This window comes from Vibrio nigripulchritudo ATCC 27043, from assembly GCF_000222685.1.
Lineage (GTDB): Bacteria > Pseudomonadota > Gammaproteobacteria > Enterobacterales > Vibrionaceae > Vibrio > Vibrio nigripulchritudo.
Window position 1 is genome coordinate 59,541 of record NZ_AFWJ01000001.1, and the last position, 19,453, is coordinate 78,993.

Sequence of the window (19,453 nt, forward strand, 5' to 3'; positions counted from 1 at the left end):
TACATGAGCGTGACGGCAAAAAATAACTGGAATAATATCAACGAAGTGGTCGTTGTCGGGCTTGGGATTACAGGGCTATCCGTAGTTAACCACCTTCTTCGACAAGAAAAGCCTCTGAACATCAGAGTGATTGATACGCGAGAAAACCCTCCGGGATTAGAACGGTTGGCAGACACTGTTGAATTGCACTCTGGAAGTTGGAACGAACAATGGCTGGCAGAAGCCGATCTGATTGTCGCTAACCCCGGTATTGCGTTAGCGACTCCAGAGATTCAAACCGCGATCAAACTGGGTATTCCAGTGGTTGGTGATATTGAGTTGTTTGGCTGGGCAGTCAGTAAACCCGTTGTTGCCATCACAGGTTCAAACGGCAAGAGTACCGTGACAGATTTGACAGGTGTAATGGCGAATGCTGCTGGGTGCAAAACCAAAGTCGGGGGCAATATTGGGGTTCCTGCATTGGATTTGCTTTTGGAAGACGCAGACTTGTATGTGTTAGAGCTTTCCAGTTTCCAGTTAGAAACCACCTCTAACCTTTCACTCAAAGCCGCTGCTTATCTGAATCTGACCGAAGATCACATGGACCGCTATGACGACTTAGCGGCATATGGAAACGCCAAGCAGCGAATCTTCCTTAATGCCGAAAAAGCCATTGTGAATCAACAAGACAGTTCGACACATCCTTTTTCTGGCTTTGATGGTCAGGTCGTCACTTTTGCGCCAAGCCAAGCCGACTATCAATTGAAAGAAGTGGAAGGTACAACGTATCTTTCGAAAGGGGAAGATTCCTTTATTTCGACTTCTTCACTTAGTATTGTCGGGCAGCACAACAGCATGAATGCGTTGGTTGCAATGGCATTGCTGGATGCGGTAGGCATTGAATTTAAAAAAGCGGAAGACGCTCTAAAGAGCTATACGGGTCTGACACACCGTTGCCAGGTCGTTGCCAAATCCCATGGTGTAACCTGGGTTAATGACTCAAAAGCAACGAACTTAGCCAGTACATTGGCGGCACTGTCTGGTTTACAGTGTGATGGTACTTTACATTTGCTGGTGGGCGGAGATGGTAAAGGCGCGGACTTTTCTGAGCTAGAACCTGTGCTCGCTGAGCTTCCGGTTCAGTTGCATTGCTATGGAAGAGACGGCAGCGATTTTATGAATCTGCATTCTTCCGCTAAGCGATGGGAGTCCATTGGTGACGTATTGGAGAATATCACCGCAGACTTAGGCAAGGGAGATATTGTCATGTTGTCCCCAGCGTGTGCCAGCTTTGACCAGTATCCGAATTTCATGACGCGTGGCGATGCCTTTACCAAGCTTGCCCAGCATTATGCGTCTTCGTGACTGGCGAGGAATTTCGATTGGGACGCATCTCAGACTTCTTCTCCGATAGCAAAAGCTGGTTATTCGAACCCGCACCTAAAGCCCTATTTGACAGACAGCTACTTTGGCTGTCTTTTGGCTTAATGCTGATTGGACTGGTGATGGTGACGTCCGCATCTTTTCCCGTGAGTAGCCGTCTGACCGACACGCCGTTTTATTTCATGTACAAGCAGCTGGTCTTTTGCGTTGCCGGTTTGATTGCTGCGACGGTTGTCGTTCAGATTCCTATGGACAGATGGTTCCGCCACAGCCACTACTTGCTTGGGCTGTGCTTTGTTCTATTGATAATCGTCCTTGTTGCGGGGAAATCCGTAAACGGCGCATCACGCTGGATACCTTTGGGCATTTTTAACCTACAGCCAGCCGAGTTAACCAAGCTTTCGCTCTTCATGTTTATGTCGGGCTATCTTGTGCGTAAGCAAGAGGAAGTTCGCAGTACTTTCTTTGGTGGGTTTATGAAGCCCATTATCGTGTTTGGATTAGTCGCACTGTTACTGCTTGGGCAACCGGATTTAGGGACCGTGATCGTAATGCTGGTCACCATGTTTGGTTTGCTGTTTATTGCGGGAGCGAAACTCTGGCAGTTTCTCGCGCTTATGATGGTTGGAATTGCCGGCGTAGTGGTGCTGATCTTGGTAGAGCCTTACCGTGTCAGACGTGTAACCTCATTCTTGGATCCATGGGATGACCCATTTGGAAGCGGCTATCAGTTAACTCAGTCTCTGATGGCATTTGGACGTGGTGGATGGTTTGGTCAGGGGCTGGGAAATTCGATTCAAAAGCTTGAATATTTGCCAGAAGCGCACACCGACTTTGTGTTTGCCGTGATTGCAGAAGAGCTGGGTTTTGTCGGCGTAACCATTGTACTGATTCTGATTTTCGCCTTGGTTCTCAAAGCCATTTTGATTGGAAAGAAAGCCTTTGATGAGAAGCAGATGTTTGGAGGCTATATGGCTTTTGGCATCGGAATCTGGTTTGCTTTCCAAACTCTTGTGAATGTTGGTGCTGCTGCTGGCATGGTGCCGACCAAAGGATTGACGCTGCCACTCATTAGTTATGGCGGCTCGAGTTTAATTGTAATGTCTGTTGCCGTTGCCATATTGATGCGAATAGACCATGAACGGCGAATGGCACAGCAACAGAATGTATCGACAAAAAAGATAAAAAATGAAACAGCATAAGAGATTACTGGTGATGGCTGGCGGTACCGGAGGACACGTCTTTCCGGGCTTGGCAGTAGCCAAATGCTTACAAGAACAAGGATGGGAAATTCGTTGGCTTGGAACGGCGGATCGAATGGAAGCTGACCTTGTGCCAAAGCATGGTATTGAAATTGACTTTATTAAGGTGAAGGGGCTTCGTGGGCAAGGCATCCTCAAGCTGATCAAAGCACCTTTTCAGATCCTGAATGCCATATTTCAAGCTAAGAAACACATAAAAGCCTGGCAGCCAGACGTAGTGCTCGGCATGGGGGGCTACGTGAGTGGTCCTGGTGGTGTGGCTGCATGGATGTCTGGTATCCCCCTTGTTCTTCATGAACAAAATGCGGTTGCTGGATTAACGAATCAATGGCTTTCAAAAATTGCTACTAAGGTCTTTCAGGCCTTTCCGGGAGCATTCAAAGATGTACCCGTGGTGGGTAACCCAGTCAGACAGGACGTTATTGCCATCAACTCTCCAGAGTCTCGACTGGAAACGCGTGTAGGAGACATCCGAATCTTGGTTATGGGTGGTAGCCAGGGCGCTCGAATTCTGAATACTACACTACCAGAATCAGCCAAATTGCTTGGTGACGGCTTTACCATTCGTCATCAGGCTGGTAAAGGCAATCAAGAGTCAGTCAAGGCTGACTATGAAAAAGCCGGTATTCAGGCAGAGGTGACGGAGTTCATTGATAACGTATCTGCTGCCTATGAGTGGGCAGATCTTGTGGTTTGCCGCTCTGGAGCGCTAACCGTATCTGAAATCTCTGCGGCGGGTGTAGGGGCTATTTTCATTCCTTTCATGCACAAAGATCGCCAGCAAGCTCTGAATGCCGATCATCTTGTGGAAGCTGGTGCAGCCCAGATGATTGAACAGCCTGACTTAACTGCCGAAAAACTGACTGATGCGATTAGGCAGTTAGACCGCAATGCTTTGTCTGAAATGGCAATCAAGGCACGTGAAGCCGCAAAACCAAACGCCGATCAAGAAGTGGCTCAAGCCATCGCCCAACTGACACAAAAATCGTAAACCGATAAAGAGAAATCACCTATGACAATCGAACACAATCAAGATATCTCTCAAATCCGCGCAATGGTGCCTGAAATGAGAAGGGTGAAGTCCATTCACTTTGTCGGTATCGGTGGTGCGGGTATGAGTGGAATTGCCGAAGTGCTGCTAAACGAAGGCTACCATATTTCCGGCTCCGATCTGGCTGAAAACCCAGTGACTGAAAGACTGAGCAGCAAAGGTGCCACTATCTATTTTGGTCACGATGCGAGTAACGTTGAAAAAGCCAGTGTCGTGGTTGTTTCAACCGCCATTTCTCAGGAAAACCCGGAGCTTGTAGCCGCTAAAGAAAGGCGCATCCCGGTGGTACGCCGTGCTGAAATGCTGGCTGAGTTAATGCGTTTTCGACATGGGATTGCTGTCGCTGGTACTCACGGTAAAACCACCACGACGGCTTTAGTGACACAAATTTATTCGGAAGCGGGTCTCGATCCTACGTTTGTTAACGGCGGGCTGGTGAAAAGCGCAGGAACCAATGCACGCTTGGGCTCAAGCCGTATCCTGATTGCTGAAGCCGACGAAAGTGATGCATCCTTCCTACACCTTCAACCTATGGTGAGCATTGTCACCAACATTGAAGCCGACCATATGGATACCTATGGTGGCGATTTTGAAACGCTTAAACAAACCTTCATCGACTTCCTTCACAATTTGCCTTTCTATGGTCAGGCTATCATGTGCATTGACGATCCTGTGGTTCGCGAACTGATTCCGAGCGTCAGTCGTCAGGTAATTACGTATGGTTTCTCAGAAGATGCAGACGTTCGCATAGAAAATTACCGCCAGGAAGGGCAGCAAGGTAAGTTCACTGTTGTTCGCCAAGGGAAAGCGGATTTGGATATTACTCTGAATATCCCGGGTAAACACAATGCTTTGAATGCTTCCGCTGCGATTGCGGTTGCAACGGAAGATGATGTGTCTGATGACGCGATTTTAAAGGCGATGGCGGGTACTCAGGGTACTGGTCGACGCTTTGATCATCTTGGTGAATTCGAAACAGGAAATGGTGTCGCTATGCTGGTGGACGATTACGGTCACCACCCTAGTGAAGTCGATGTCACCATTCAGGCAGCACGAGCTGGTTGGGAAGATAAACGCCTTGTCATGGTGTTTCAGCCGCATCGATACAGCCGAACTCGTGACTTATACGATGATTTTGCTAATGTTTTAGAGAAGGTGGATGTATTGCTCATGCTGGATGTGTATTCAGCAGGTGAAGCGCCAATTGCGGGTGCTGATGGGCGCTCACTGTGCCGAACCATCCGAAGCAGAGGAAAAATCGATCCTATTTTTGTCCCGGACAGAGACAGTTTGCCAAGCGTTCTTGCCAATGTAATCCAAGAAGGCGATCTGGTTTTGACTCAAGGTGCGGGAGATGTGGGTAAGGTTGCCAAGGAACTAGAACGCTTAGAGTTGAACGTGGAACGTATGGGCGAGAGCCAGTAGCCAAGCCGTTAATTCGCCTGTTTTTTGTCCGGTGTGTCACACTAGACCATATTTATTTCTATGGTTAATGGACTATGGGATAGCGGTCAGTATAATCGCTAGTTTGAGTAAATCAGGCGAATGATCTTTGGTTTTTGGATGTTCTGCTCCGAATTGAATAAGAATATCGTGAAAAAGTCGATTGCATTGGTATGTACTCAGTGAGCCAGGAAAACGAAATAGAAGCGTACGACATCGTCGCAGACAAAACCTCGCCAAACTGGTGGGGGCTGAGTTTCTTGGTGATCGTGGTCTTGTTTATCGGCTGGCTGCTCTTTTCAACTTTAAACTGGATGTTGGATGAGCAACGGTTGCCATTATCGAAGTTGGTTTTGCAAGGTGAGTTAACCCATGTGAAGGCAGAGAATGTACAAAGTGCATTCGCATCTCTGGAACATATCGGTACGTTTATGTCCCAAGACGTCGACCAACTTCAAGATGCACTGTTAACGTTACCTTGGGTTTCTCACGTTTCGATTCGTAAACAGTGGCCAGACACGGTAAAAGTGTATCTGGTTGAACATGAAGCGCAGGCCATCTGGAATGGCATTTCCATGTTGAACATGGAAGGCAATGTTTTTAACGCCGATATTGCAGAACTGACAAACGATAAGATTAAACTCTACGGTCCCGAAGGGAGCCACCATCAAGTTTTGGAAGCGTGGCATAAAATTCAGGCGCAATTGAATCCAATAGACTTAGAGGTTTCTTCGGTTTTACTGAACGACAGGCGAGCTTGGCAAGTGATTTTGACCAGTGGGATACGCCTGGAGTTGGGAAAAGAATCACTTATTGAACGAATAGCACGTTTTGTTGCGCTTTATCAAAAGCTTGGTTCAAAATCGCAACAGATTAGTCATATCGACTTACGATATGATACGGGAGCGGCAATTGGTTGGTTTCCAGATCAGGATTTAGTACAAGAGAGCACAGATGACTAAAACCACAGATGACAACATCATTGTTGGTCTTGATATTGGTACTGCGACCGTTTCCGCCTTGGTAGGTGAATGCCTGCCAGATGGACAGATAAATATTATTGGCGCTGGGACCAGTCCGTCCAGAGGCATGGACAAAGGTGGCGTCAACGATCTTGAATCTGTGGTTAAGTCAGTACAGCGAGCTATTGATCAAGCGGAACTCATGGCGGAATGCCAGATCAGCAAAGTATTTATTTCACTTTCTGGTCGACACATCGCCAGCCGTATTGAAAAAGGCATGGGGACAATTTCAGACGAAGAAGTGTCCCAAGACGATATGGATCGGGCGATCCACACTGCAAAGTCGATAAAAATCGGCGACGAGCAGCGAATTTTACATGTAATTCCTCAAGAATTTACTATTGATTACCAAGAAGGCATTAAGAACCCGCTTGGATTATCAGGAGTAAGAATGGAGGTAAGCGTTCATCTGATTTCTTGCCACAACGACATGGCGAGAAATATCATAAAAGCAGTTGAGCGTTGCGGATTGAAAGTCGAGCAGTTGGTTTTCTCTGGTCTCGCATCAAGTAATGCGGTCATTACAGAGGATGAACGAGAGCTCGGCGTTTGTGTCGTCGATATTGGTGCGGGCACTATGGACGTATCGATATGGACGGGCGGTGCATTAAGGCATACAGAAGTCTTTTCTTATGCTGGAAACGCCGTAACAAGCGACATCGCATTTGCTTTTGGTACTCCTGTCAGCGATGCTGAAGAGATAAAAGTGAAATACGGTTGCGCATTAAGTGAGCTTGTTTCCAAAGATGACACAGTAAATGTGCCAAGCGTTGGAGGAAGACCATCGCGAAGTTTGCAACGGCAAACACTATCCGAAGTGATAGAGCCCAGATATACTGAACTTATGGGCTTGGTAAACCAGACCATAGATACGGTTCAGGATAAACTCCGAGCTGAGGGCATTAAACACCACTTGGCAGCCGGGGTTGTATTAACGGGCGGAGCCTCACAAATTGAAGGGATTGTGGAATGTGCTGAAAGGGTATTCCGCAACCAGGTTAGAGTAGGTAAGCCTCTGGAAGTCAGCGGTCTTACCGATTACGTAAAAGCGCCGTATCATTCTACGGCAGTTGGATTACTTCATTACGCAAAGGACAGTCAATTCTCTGAAGAAGGTGACTATAACGAACCTAAGCGACAAAATAATGTCACTGGGTTGTTTCAGAAAATGCGTAATTGGATACAGAAAGAGTTTTAACCTGAGAAACAGGAAAAACGGAGATAACAAATGTTTGAACCGATGATGGAAATGTCTGACGATGCTGTAATTAAAGTCGTTGGAGTTGGTGGTGGCGGTGGTAACGCCGTCGAGCACATGGTACGTGAATCTATTGAAGGCGTGGAATTCATCAGTGTCAACACAGATGCTCAAGCACTTCGTAAAACAAGCGTCAGCAGTGTCATTCAGATTGGTGGTGACATCACTAAAGGTCTGGGTGCGGGCGCAAACCCTCAGGTTGGTCGTGAAGCGGCTTTAGAAGACAGAGACAGACTTAAAGAAATTCTCACCGGTGCCGATATGGTATTTATAGCAGCCGGTATGGGCGGTGGTACAGGTACAGGTGCAGCACCAGTAATTGCGGAGGTCGCAAAAGAGCTGGGCATTCTAACTGTAGCCGTTGTAACTAAACCGTTTGGTTTCGAAGGTAAAAAGCGTCTGGCTTTTGCCGAGCAGGGTATCGAAGAGCTTTCGAAGCATGTTGATTCTCTAATTACGATTCCAAATGAGAAGCTGCTTAAAGTACTGGGACGTGGTGTCACTTTACTTGAAGCGTTTGCGAGCGCGAATGACGTGCTGAAAAATGCTGTTCAAGGTATTGCAGAACTGATTACTCGCCCTGGCATGATTAACGTCGACTTCGCAGACGTTCGTACTGTGATGTCTGAAATGGGTCATGCAATGATGGGTAGCGGTGTTTCCAAAGGGGAAGATCGTGCAGAAGAAGCGGCAGAGACGGCAATTTCTAGCCCTCTTCTTGAAGACATTGATTTGGCAGGCGCGCGCGGTGTTCTTGTGAATATCACTGCAGGTTTGGATATGCGTCTGGACGAATTCGAAACTGTCGGTAATACTGTAAAAGCGTTTGCATCTGACAATGCGACGGTGGTTATCGGTACATCTCTGGACCCAGATATGACTGATGAAATCCGCGTAACGGTCGTTGCAACCGGAATTGGTAACGAGAAAAAGCCAGAAATTACTTTAGTAACAGGGGCTTCGAAACCACAAAACACCACGCCAGCTCAACAAGCGTCTGCTCCGGCAGCCAAAGTTGAAGAAAAAACGGCACAGCCTTTGCAAGCAAATAACTTGCCGAAAGGTGATGAGGTGAAGAGTCAGCCTGCAGCGCCAGCTAACCCTTCTACTCCTGCTCAAAGTGGTGCAAACACTGCACCTAAGCAAGAGAAAGAAAACGGTTACTTGGACATTCCAGCGTTCTTAAGACGCCAAGCTGACTGATTATTGTACGAAAATATTGATATTCGTCAGAAACGTGGTAGCATGTGCGGTCGAATTTTACGGTCGCACAGGCTGTATGCGCAGTAGGGGTAGGTAATGATCAGACAAAGAACTCTGAAAGAGATGGTGAAAACAACCGGAGTGGGATTACACTCGGGTAGAAAAGTCACACTTACTCTTCGTCCAGCTCCGGCAAACACAGGGGTTATCTATCGCAGAACGGATATGAATCCACCTGTTGATTTCCCAGCCGATCCAGAATCCGTTCGCGACACCATGCTTTGTACCGCACTGGTTAACGACGACGGTATCCGTATCTCAACCGTTGAGCACCTAAATGCCGCACTTGCTGGTATGGGTATCGACAACGTTATCGTTGAAGTAGACGCTCCAGAGATTCCTATTATGGATGGCAGTGCGAGCCCGTTTGTTTACCTACTTCAATCAGCTGGCATCGAAACACTAAACGCTCCTAAGCGATTTATTCGTATTAAGAAGAAAATCCGCGTAGAAGATGGCGATAAGTGGGCTGAATTGGTTCCGCATGATGGTTTCCGCATGGATTTCGAAATTGAATTCGACCACCCTGCGATTGAATCTGATGAACAGCACCTACTTTTCGATTTCTCTTCTCAGGCGTTTGTCAAAGACATTTCAAGAGCTCGTACTTTCGGTTTCATGAAAGATATTGAGTACTTGCAATCTCAAAACCTATGTTTAGGTGGTAGCTTTGACTGTGCCATCGTTTTGGATGAATACCGCATTCTCAACGAAGAAGGTCTGCGTTTCCACAACGAGTTTGTGGTGCACAAAGTACTGGATGCTATCGGTGACCTGTACATGTGCGGTCACAGCATTGTTGGTGAGTTGCGTGCTTACAAATCAGGGCATGCTCTAAACAATAAAGTCTTGCGTGCAGTGCTAGCCGATCAGGAAGCTTGGGAATGGGCAACCTTCGAAGAAGAAGCAGGCTCACCAGTTGCTTTCGGTGAACCAAATATGGTTTTGGCGTAAGCTTAAGACAGAATTAGAAAAGCCGAGCAGAAGAAGCTCGGCTTTTTTGTGTCTTAAATTTGTATTATGACTGCTTATTTTTTTCCGCAAGCTTGGCAATATTTTCCAGCCGTTGTTTGATCTTTGGTGTTGCTGAAGGCATGTTGGCTGTGGTCTTTAGAAACTCCGCAGCAACTTCAGAAACGGGCACCTCTTGCCACTCTTCATCTTTTTCCTGATGTACTTGCCCTCGATAAAGGGCGGGGTTGATTCGAATTTCCACCCCCATTAACTTCGCATAGCCTTTAGATCGAAGCTGACTCAGGATGTTCAACCTGTCGTAATTCAGCTTCATCTGCACCGATGCACTGGCAGCCTCAATCACCAGGTGATTATCTTTGATATTGGCCGCACGACAATGCTCCAGCAAACTGGGAGCTAGAATAGATTTGAGCACAGTATTTAAGTCATTAATTTGACGTGCGTGCTCTTGCAACTTGCTCAACTGCTGGGACTCAAGTAAATCTTTTGTCAGGGTTGGGCGGTGATCGCGCATAGCCACCTCTTTACAACGGTTTTGTCGAGAGTGTAGAGCACAAGTCAAGGAATACCAAGCTTCTTAGAGTTACTTGGGCATACGTATCAAGGAAACTTGAGGGTTTCTTGCTCGAACACCGAATTTTTCTATACCTGTCTCAAACAATTGCTATTAGCCGTGGTTGTCAACAAGAGAATCCCTTAATATACGTGCCAAATTCGAAAATTAGGATTGGCGCTTGAATTTCCATTAAGCCGCCTCAATATTCTTACAAACATGATGTATCTCAGTATTCTTAGTTTGGAACTGGTAGAGACTGATAGTTACAAGGATAGATCGAGCACGATCTAAACAGAGAGATTCACTGAAAATGATAACTAAGCTACTGACAAAAGTGATTGGCAGCCGCAATGACCGAACTCTGCGTCGCCTGAGAAAAATAGTTAAAGAAATTAATAATTACGAGCCAGAGTTTGAAGCGCTATCCGATGAAGAACTGAAAGCGAAAACCGTTGAGTTTCGTGAGCGTCTAGAAAAAGGTGATACTCTAGACAGCCTTCTACCAGAAGCTTTTGCGACGGTTCGTGAAGCGTCTAAACGTGTTTACGGCATGCGCCATTTCGACGTTCAGTTGATTGGTGGTATGGTTCTTAACAGCGGTCAAATCGCAGAGATGCGTACTGGTGAAGGTAAAACGCTAACGGCGACCTTGCCAGCCTACCTAAACGCACTACCTGGTAAAGGTGTTCACATTGTAACGGTGAACGACTACCTGGCTTCCCGTGATGCGGAAACTAACCGCCCATTATTTGAATTCCTTGGTATGACCGTTGGCGTCAACGTACCAAACATGCCTCCAATGGCGAAAAAAGAAGCTTACCAGGCAGACATCCTATACGGGACAAACAACGAATTTGGTTTCGACTACCTACGTGACAACATGGCTTTCCGCAGTGAAGATCGTGTTCAACGCGAGCGTTTCTTTGCGGTAGTCGATGAGGTGGACTCCATCCTAATCGATGAAGCGCGTACACCTCTTATTATCTCTGGTCCTGCTGAAGACAGCTCTGATCTTTACACACGAATCAACACGCTCATTCCTCACCTTGTTCGTCAGGAAAAGGAAGATACCGAAGAATACCGTGGTGATGGTCACTACACCTTGGACGAGAAATCAAAGCAGGTGCACCTAACCGAAAATGGTCAGGAGTTTGTTGAAGAACTGATGATCAAAAACGGTTTGATGGAAGAAGGCGATACGCTTTACTCACCAACAAACATCAGCTTGCTTCACCATGTGAATGCCGCATTGCGTGCTCACGTATTGTTTGAGCGCAACGTTGACTACATCGTTAATGAAGATGATGAAGTTGTGATTGTTGACGAACATACTGGTCGTACAATGCCTGGTCGTCGCTGGTCTGAAGGTCTTCATCAAGCAGTTGAGGCAAAAGAAGGCGTTAAGATTCAAAATGAAAACCAAACGCTGGCTTCCATCACTTTCCAGAATTTCTTCCGTCTGTATGAAAAGCTTTCAGGCATGACAGGTACAGCTGATACCGAAGCATTCGAATTCCAGTCTATTTACGGTCTGGAAACTGTGGTTATCCCAACCAACAAACCGATGATTCGTGATGACATGCCGGATGTCGTTTACCGCACCGAAACAGAGAAATTCAACGCTATCATTGAAGACATCAAAGAACGAGTCGCGAAGGGTCAGCCATCGCTGGTAGGTACGGTTTCCATAGAAAAGTCGGAATTGCTATCTAACGCGCTGAAGAAAGCCAAAATTAAGCACAACGTTCTTAACGCTAAGTTCCACGAGAAAGAAGCAGAGATTGTCGCAGAAGCGGGTACACCGGGTGCGGTTACCATCGCAACCAACATGGCTGGTCGTGGTACTGACATCGTGTTGGGTGGTAGCTGGCAGGCGAAGCTAGATAAGCTGGATAACCCATCTCAAGAGCAGATTGAACAAATCAAAGCAGACTGGAAAGAAGTTCACGACAAAGTGCTTGAAGCGGGTGGTCTGCATATCATTGGTACAGAGCGTCATGAATCTCGTCGTATCGATAACCAGTTGCGTGGTCGTTCTGGTCGTCAGGGTGATGCTGGTTCTTCTCGTTTCTACCTGTCGATGGAAGATTCCCTACTGCGTATCTTTACCTCTGATCGTATGGCCAGCCTTATCCAAAGTGGTATGGAAGAAGGTGAAGCGATCGAAAGTAAGATGTTGTCTCGCTCAATCGAAAAAGCACAGCGTAAAGTGGAAGGTCGTAACTTCGACATCCGTAAACAGCTTCTTGAGTTTGATGACGTTGCCAATGATCAGCGTAAGGTAGTGTACGAACTGCGTGATGAACTGATGAACGTTGACGACATCAGTGACATGATCGAACAAAACCGTGAGGACGTGTTCGATAGCGTCATCAACGAATACATTCCACCACAATCTCTGGAGGATATGTGGGATGTTAAAGGTCTTGAAGATCGCCTGAAAGCAGACTTCGATTTGGAAATGCCAATTCAGAGCTGGTTGGACGAAGACGACAAACTGTACGAAGAAGCGCTACGTGAGAAGATCCTTGCGACAGCAGTTGAAGTATACAAAGAGAAAGAAGGCGTGGTGGGTGAGAACATTCTTCGCAACTTCGAAAAATCTGTGATGCTTCAAACTCTGGATACGCTTTGGAAAGAGCACCTGGCGGCAATGGATCACTTGCGTCAGGGTATTCACCTTCGTGGCTACGCTCAGAAGAACCCGAAGCAAGAGTACAAGCGTGAATCGTTTGAGTTGTTTGAAGGTCTGCTGGACTCTCTGAAATTCGACGTGATTACTGTATTAAGTAAAGTTCGAGTTCAGCAGGAAGAAGAAGTAGAGCGCATGGAAGCTCAGCGTCGTGCACAGGCAGAGGAAGCCGCTCGTCGAGCTCAATTCCAGCATCAGCAGGCTGAAAACCAACTCGCAGATGATGAATCTTCTGAAGGTTCACAGCAGCCAGTTCAGCGTGATGAGCGTAAAGTGGGTCGAAACGAGCCATGTCCATGTGGAAGTGGTAAGAAATACAAACAGTGTCACGGTAAGATCTAATTACCGTGAACCGAGAAAGAGCCGCAATTGCGGCTCTTTTTGTATCTGCTTTCTGTATAAATAATAAACCTTGTTTAACTGTGGTAACTTTCTGCCCTTTACGTTACATTGATCACATCGTAACAAATGGAGAACTGACGCAATGGTAAAAATTGCGATTGCAGGAGCAGCAGGCCGTATGGGCCGCAATCTAGTTAAAGCTACCCACCTGAATTCTGATGCGCAGCTCGGCGCAGCCTCTGAAAGACCAGAATCTTCCTTAATTGGCGTTGATGCCGGAGAACTGTGTGGCGAAGGTCGCTTTGAAGTCGCTGTTGTCGATGACTTTGCCAAAGCGGTTGCTGACTTTGACGTAATCATTGACTTTACAGCCCCGGTGAGCACTTTAGCGAACATCGAACTGTGTAAAGCGCATGGCAAGCAAATTGTTATTGGTACGACGGGTTTTACCGATGAAGAGCGTGCTCAAATTGATGAAGCAGCGAAATCCGTTCCAATCGTTATGGCGCCAAACTACAGCGTTGGTGTCAACCTAGTATTCAAGCTGCTGGAAAAAGCCGCCAAAGTGATGGGTGACTATTGCGATGTTGAAATCGTTGAAGCGCACCATCGTCATAAGGTTGATGCGCCATCAGGTACAGCAATTGGCATGGGAGAGGCAATAGCCGGTGTCATGGGCAATCAGTTAAGTGATGTCGCTGTTTACGCTCGTGAAGGTATCACAGGTGAACGAACCAAAGATGAAATTGGCTTCGCTACGATTCGTGCAGGCGATATTGTTGGTGAGCATACCGCAATGTTCGCAGACATTGGTGAACGAGTAGAAATTACTCACAAAGCCACTGATCGTATGACTTTTGCAAACGGTGCAGTCAAGGCGGCAGTCTGGTTAGCAAGTAAACCTGCAGGCTTCTACACCATGACAGACGTTCTTGGTCTAAACGAGCTTTAATTAAATAATTATGCGCCAGAGCCCTCTGGCGCATTGTGTTTCTGACACAATTCTTCTCTAAATTATCTCTGCAAACCTGTCAAATTAAGCTCTGTTTTTATCGCTATTTAAGGCTTTCCGTACAAATTCCAATCTTAATGACTTAAAAATACATTTAACTGTACTGTGATGAACGTTTGCGTTTTACAACTTATGGTTTTTACATGGTTTCTGCAAAAATGACGGTAAAATTCATGAATAGTGTGTGTTTTGAGCCGACTTACAGGTAGATAAGTTACATTTATATGGCTTTAACAGCGATTAATGTGTTTTAGCAGACAAATGATAAATTTCTTTTACTGAGAATGTTGACACAAATCACAGTGATCACTAGAATACCGCCAATTTGTCTGAATTCCCTGAAAACGCGTTTTTATCGCGAATACATGGTAGAATTTGCAATTAAATACACTAATTATGCATTTTTATTCTGGAGGTTGCCTTGAGTAAGTCAGCACTGTTAGTCCTAGAAGACGGGACTGTGTTCCATGGACAATCCATTGGAGCAGATGGCTCAGCTGTTGGTGAAGTCGTTTTTAACACCTCGATGACGGGGTACCAAGAAATCCTCACCGATCCTTCCTATTCTCAACAAATCGTTACTCTTACTTATCCTCACATTGGCAATACCGGAACAAACTCCGAAGACGAAGAATCCTCTTCAATCCACGCACAAGGCCTTGTGATTCGCGATCTCCCTCTTATCGCTTCTAATTTCCGCAACGAACAGTCTCTTTCTGATTACCTTAAGTCTCAAAACATCGTTGGCATCGCCGATATCGATACACGTAAGCTGACACGTCTACTTCGTGAGAAAGGCGCTCAGAACGGTTGTATTGTTGCTGGCAACAACCTTGATGAAGCTTTGGCTCTGGCAAAAGCAAAAGAATTCCCTGGCTTGAAAGGAATGGACCTTGCGAAAGAAGTTACTACAAAAGAAGCGTATCAATGGAAACAAGGCTCGTGGACGCTCGAGAGTGGTCTTCCAGAAGCGAAAGACGACAGTGAATTGCCATACCACGTTGTCGCTTACGACTTCGGTGCAAAACGCAACATCCTGCGCATGCTTGTTGACCGAGGCTGCCGCCTAACGGTTGTTCCTGCTGAAACATCTGCAGAAGAAGTTCTGGCACTTAACCCAGATGGCGTTTTCCTGTCTAACGGTCCTGGTGACCCAGAGCCATGTACTTACGCTATCGAGGCGACCAAAGTGTTCCTTGAAAAGGGGCTTCCAATCTTCGGTATCTGTCTTGGACACCAGATCCTGGCACTGGCATCTGGCGCTCAGACAGTGAAGATGAAGTTTGGTCACCACGGTGCTAACCACCCAGTAAAAGATCTTGACCGCAACGTTGTGATGATTACCTCTCAGAACCACGGTTTTGCTGCGGATGAAGAGACATTGCCTGAGAACCTGCGTGCTACGCACAAGTCTCTGTTTGACGGTTCTTTGCAAGGCATTCACCGTACCGATAAGCCAGCGTTCAGCTTCCAGGGTCACCCAGAAGCAAGCCCAGGTCCACACGACGCTGCGCCGCTATTTGACCACTTCATCGACCTTATTAAACAGCACTCAGCGTAATTTGGAGTAGAGAGAAAATGCCAAAACGTACTGACTTACAAAGTATTCTAATTCTGGGCGCTGGTCCTATTGTTATCGGTCAAGCGTGTGAGTTTGACTATTCTGGTGCTCAAGCGTGTAAAGCACTTCGCGAAGAAGGCTACCGCGTCATTCTGGTGAACTCTAACCCAGCCACCATCATGACTGACCCAGAAATGGCAGATGCGACTTACATCGAGCCAATTCAATGGGAAGTGGTTCGTAAAATCATTGAAAAAGAGCGCCCGGACGCGGTTCTACCGACAATGGGTGGTCAGACTGCACTGAACTGTGCACTGGATCTTGAGAAGCACGGTGTGCTTGCTGAGTTTGGTGTAGAGATGATCGGTGCAACGGCTGACGCTATCGACAAAGCAGAAGATCGTTCTCGTTTCGATAAGGCGATGAAGTCTATCGGTCTTGAGTGTCCACGCGCAGACACTGCAAAAACCATGGAAGAGGCTTACAAAGTACTCGATATGGTTGGCTTCCCTTGTATTATCCGCCCTTCATTCACCATGGGTGGTACAGGCGGCGGTATCGCATACAACAAAGAAGAATTCGAAGAAATCTGTCGTCGTGGTCTGGACTTGTCTCCAACCAACGAACTTCTGATTGACGAATCTCTGATCGGTTGGAAAGAGTACGAGATGGAAGTGGTTCGTGACAAAGCGGACAACTGTATCATCGTATGTTCAATCGAAAACTTCGACCCAATGGGTATTCACACCGGTGACTCTATCACTGTCGCGCCAGCACAAACACTGACGGACAAAGAATACCAGCTAATGCGTAACGCATCTCTGGCGGTACTGCGTGAAATCGGTGTTGAAACGGGTGGTTCAAACGTACAGTTTGGTATTAACCCGAAAGATGGTCGTATGGTTATCATCGAGATGAACCCACGTGTATCTCGTTCATCTGCTCTTGCATCGAAGGCAACAGGTTTCCCAATCGCGAAGATTGCAGCGAAACTGGCGGTTGGCTTCACTCTTGATGAGCTTCAGAACGACATCACTGGTGGTGCAACACCAGCATCTTTCGAACCAACCATCGACTACGTAGTGACTAAGATTCCTCGCTTTAACTTCGAGAAATTTGCTGGCGCGAACGACCGTCTGACGACTCAGATGAAGTCTGTGGGCGAGGTGATGGCGATTGGTCGTAACCAACAAGAATCACTGCAAAAAGCATTACGCGGTCTGGAAGTTGGCGTGAACGGTTTTGATGAAATGGTGGATCTGGACTCTCCTGATGCACTATCGAAAATCCGCCACGAGCTAAAAGAAGCGGGCGCAGAGCGTATCTGGTATGTGGCTGACGCATTCCGTGCCGGTCTGTCAGTTGACGGCGTATTCAACCTGACTCAAATTGACCGTTGGTTCCTGGTTCAAATCGAAGAGCTAGTTAACCTAGAAAACGAAGTGAAAGCTGGTGGCTTTGCAGGTCTGACTCAAGAAGTCCTAAGCAAGATGAAGCGCAAAGGCTTCTCTGATGCTCGCCTGTCTACGCTACTAGGTGTTTCTGAAAGCGAAATCCGTCGTCTGCGTGACCAGTATGATATCCACCCTGTTTACAAGCGTGTGGATACCTGTGCAGCGGAATTCTCTTCTGATACAGCTTACATGTACTCCTCATACGATGACGAGTGTGAAGCGCAGCCAACAGATAAAGACAAGATCATGGTATTGGGCGGTGGTCCAAACCGTATCGGTCAAGGTATCGAGTTCGACTACTGCTGTGTACACGCATCACTAGCACTGCGTGAAGACGGTTACGAGACCATCATGGTGAACTGTAACCCTGAAACAGTTTCTACAGACTACGACACATCAGACCGTCTGTACTTCGAACCAGTTACTCTTGAAGATGTACTTTCTATCGTTCGCGTTGAGAAGCCAAAAGGCGTTATCGTGCAGTACGGCGGTCAGACTCCTCTGAAACTGGCTCGTGCTCTTGAAGCAGCAGGTGTGCCAATCATCGGTACTAGCCCTGATGCAATCGACCGTGCAGAAGACCGTGAGCGTTTCCAGGCAGCAGTTGACCGCCTAGGTTTGCTACAACCAGAAAACGCAACAGTAACTACGATTGACCAAGCGGTTGAGAAATCGAAAGAAATTGGCTTCCCTCTAGTTGTACGTCCTTCTTACGTATTGGGTGGTCGTGCGATGGAAATCGTATACGACGAGCAAGACCTGCGCCGTTACTTCAACGAAGCTGTGAGCGTATCTAACGAATCCCCTGTACTTCTGGACCGCTTCCTAGATGACGCAACAGAAGTTGATATCGATGCTATCTGTGACGGTGAACGCGTCGTTATCGGCGGCATTATGGAGCACATCGAGCAAGCGGGTGTTCACTCAGGTGACTCAGCATGTTCACTTCCTGCTTACACGCTAAGCCAGGAAATCCAGGATAAGATGCGTGAGCAAGTTGAAAAGCTGGCGTTTGAACTAGGTGTACGTGGTCTGATGAACACGCAGTTTGCGGTTAAAGACAACGAAGTTTACCTAATCGAAGTGAACCCACGTGCTGCACGTACTGTACCATTCGTATCGAAAGCGACGGGTGCACCGCTAGCGAAAATCGCTGCACGTGTTATGGCAGGTCAGTCTCTTGAGTCACAAGGCTTTACCAAAGAGATCATTCCACCATACTACTCAGTGAAAGAAGTGGTTCTGCCATTCAACAAGTTCCCGGGCGTTGACCCACTGCTTGGCCCTGAAATGCGCTCAACTGGTGAAGTTATGGGTGTAGGTGCAACATTCGCAGAAGCTTATTCTAAAGCGGAGCTAGGCTGTGGCAATGTTTACCCAGAAGGTGGTCGTGCACTTCTGTCTGTTCGCGAAGGCGACAAGCAACGCGTTGTGGATCTAGCGTCTAAGCTGACTAAGCTGGGTTACCAACTGGACGCGACTCACGGTACAGCAGTTATCCTTGGTGAAGCGGGTATCAACCCACGCCTGGTAAACAAGGTACACGAAGGTCGTCCGCACATTCTTGACCGTATTAAGAACAACGAATACACCTACATCGTCAACACGGCAGCTGGTCGTCAGGCGATTGAAGATTCGAAGGTTCTGCGTCGTGGTGCTCTGGCAGAAAAAGTGAACTACACAACAACGCTAAACGCAGCGTTTGCAACTTGTATGGCTCACACTGCAGATGCGAAAACCAACGTTACTTCGGTTCAAGAACTGCACGCGAAAGTAAAAGAAAGCCTAGCTTAATAAGTTTACTTTCTAGAATACGAAAGCCCGCTCAATGAGCGGGCTTTTTGTTATCTGTTCCTAAATTTATCTTTGTTTCGTTAGCTCTTTGAGCCGTTTACGTTCTAATCGTCGATTGGTTTGGAGAACATAATAGAACTCGACAAAGTTTTTGTATGACTTTCCCCTTAATAAGAAAAAGCATAGAAGTGGAATTGCGACGTTAGACAAGGATATGTATAGCCAGACAGGTCCTGTTTTGAATAAAACCAGAGCTGTAGCCAACTGGAAGTAACAGTTGTACATGTTAACCTGGCTAAAAAATTTCAACCCGTGGATTATCATCATTCCATTAGGGATACAGACGAGCATGATGGCTATGCCCATCATCACTACCCAGTAATAAAAATAGCCAAATCGTTCCCCG

13 protein-coding genes are annotated in these 19,453 nt (G+C 46.9%); 12 read left to right on the forward strand and 1 reads right to left on the reverse strand.

Going from position 1 to position 19,453, the window contains the following annotated elements; all coding sequences use genetic code 11:
- The first annotated feature begins 3 nt into the window (after positions 1-3).
- The 8 genes from murD to lpxC all read left to right on the forward strand — a co-directional run bounded on the left by murD (position 4) and on the right by lpxC (position 9,615).
- Positions 4-1,344, forward strand: a complete 1,341-nt coding sequence (murD, locus tag RH89_RS00265; RefSeq protein WP_004397729.1) for a UDP-N-acetylmuramoyl-L-alanine--D-glutamate ligase — start codon at positions 4-6, stop codon at positions 1,342-1,344.
- Between the two features lie 26 nt (positions 1,345-1,370).
- Positions 1,371-2,564 carry a cell division protein FtsW gene (gene ftsW, locus RH89_RS00270; RefSeq protein WP_038124735.1) on the forward strand — a complete coding sequence of 398 codons (1,194 nt, stop codon included), beginning with the start codon at positions 1,371-1,373 and terminating at the stop codon, positions 2,562-2,564.
- Positions 2,551-3,615, forward strand: coding sequence for an undecaprenyldiphospho-muramoylpentapeptide beta-N-acetylglucosaminyltransferase (murG, locus tag RH89_RS00275; RefSeq protein WP_004397745.1), 1,065 nt, complete (start codon positions 2,551-2,553; stop codon positions 3,613-3,615). Before ftsW ends, murG begins: the two co-directional genes overlap by 14 nt.
- A gap of 21 nt (positions 3,616-3,636) precedes the next feature.
- Positions 3,637-5,100: a UDP-N-acetylmuramate--L-alanine ligase gene (gene murC / locus RH89_RS00280; protein WP_004397747.1), complete on the forward strand. Its 1,464-nt coding sequence runs from the start codon at positions 3,637-3,639 to the stop codon at positions 5,098-5,100.
- A 191-nt stretch (positions 5,101-5,291) separates the two neighbouring features.
- On the forward strand, positions 5,292-6,080 hold the full coding sequence (locus RH89_RS00285; protein WP_004397749.1) for a cell division protein FtsQ/DivIB: 789 nt from the start codon (positions 5,292-5,294) through the stop codon (positions 6,078-6,080).
- The gene (gene ftsA, locus RH89_RS00290) at positions 6,073-7,338 is read left to right on the forward strand and encodes a cell division protein FtsA (protein WP_004397751.1); all 1,266 of its coding nucleotides are present in this window, start codon (positions 6,073-6,075) and stop codon (positions 7,336-7,338) included. The genes RH89_RS00285 and ftsA overlap by 8 nt, the downstream gene beginning before the upstream one ends.
- A gap of 30 nt (positions 7,339-7,368) precedes the next feature.
- A complete protein-coding gene (ftsZ, locus tag RH89_RS00295) occupies positions 7,369-8,601 on the forward strand; it encodes a cell division protein FtsZ (RefSeq protein WP_004397753.1) in 1,233 nt (410 codons plus the stop codon).
- A gap of 96 nt (positions 8,602-8,697) precedes the next feature.
- Positions 8,698-9,615, forward strand: coding sequence for a UDP-3-O-acyl-N-acetylglucosamine deacetylase (lpxC, locus tag RH89_RS00300; RefSeq protein WP_004397756.1), 918 nt, complete (start codon positions 8,698-8,700; stop codon positions 9,613-9,615).
- Positions 9,616-9,679: 64 nt separating this feature from the next.
- Here lpxC and RH89_RS00305 read toward each other — a convergent pair whose 3' ends face one another.
- The gene (locus tag RH89_RS00305) at positions 9,680-10,150 is read right to left on the reverse strand and encodes a DUF721 domain-containing protein (RefSeq protein ID WP_004397758.1); all 471 of its coding nucleotides are present in this window, start codon (positions 10,148-10,150) and stop codon (positions 9,680-9,682) included.
- 352 nt (positions 10,151-10,502) lie between these two features.
- Here RH89_RS00305 and secA point away from each other — a divergent pair, with 352 nt between their 5' ends.
- From secA to carB, 4 genes are all read left to right on the forward strand, one after another.
- Complete coding sequence (gene secA / locus RH89_RS00310) at positions 10,503-13,226, forward strand: preprotein translocase subunit SecA (RefSeq protein WP_004397759.1); 2,724 nt, start codon at positions 10,503-10,505, stop codon at positions 13,224-13,226.
- Positions 13,227-13,368: 142 nt separating this feature from the next.
- On the forward strand, positions 13,369-14,178 hold the full coding sequence (gene dapB / locus RH89_RS00315) for a 4-hydroxy-tetrahydrodipicolinate reductase (protein ID WP_004397761.1): 810 nt from the start codon (positions 13,369-13,371) through the stop codon (positions 14,176-14,178).
- 481 nt (positions 14,179-14,659) lie between these two features.
- On the forward strand, positions 14,660-15,799 hold the full coding sequence (gene carA / locus RH89_RS00320; protein WP_004397763.1) for a glutamine-hydrolyzing carbamoyl-phosphate synthase small subunit: 1,140 nt from the start codon (positions 14,660-14,662) through the stop codon (positions 15,797-15,799).
- 17 nt (positions 15,800-15,816) lie between these two features.
- Positions 15,817-19,047: a carbamoyl-phosphate synthase large subunit gene (gene carB, locus RH89_RS00325; protein WP_004397766.1), complete on the forward strand. Its 3,231-nt coding sequence runs from the start codon at positions 15,817-15,819 to the stop codon at positions 19,045-19,047.
- The last annotated feature ends 406 nt before the right edge of the window (positions 19,048-19,453 follow it).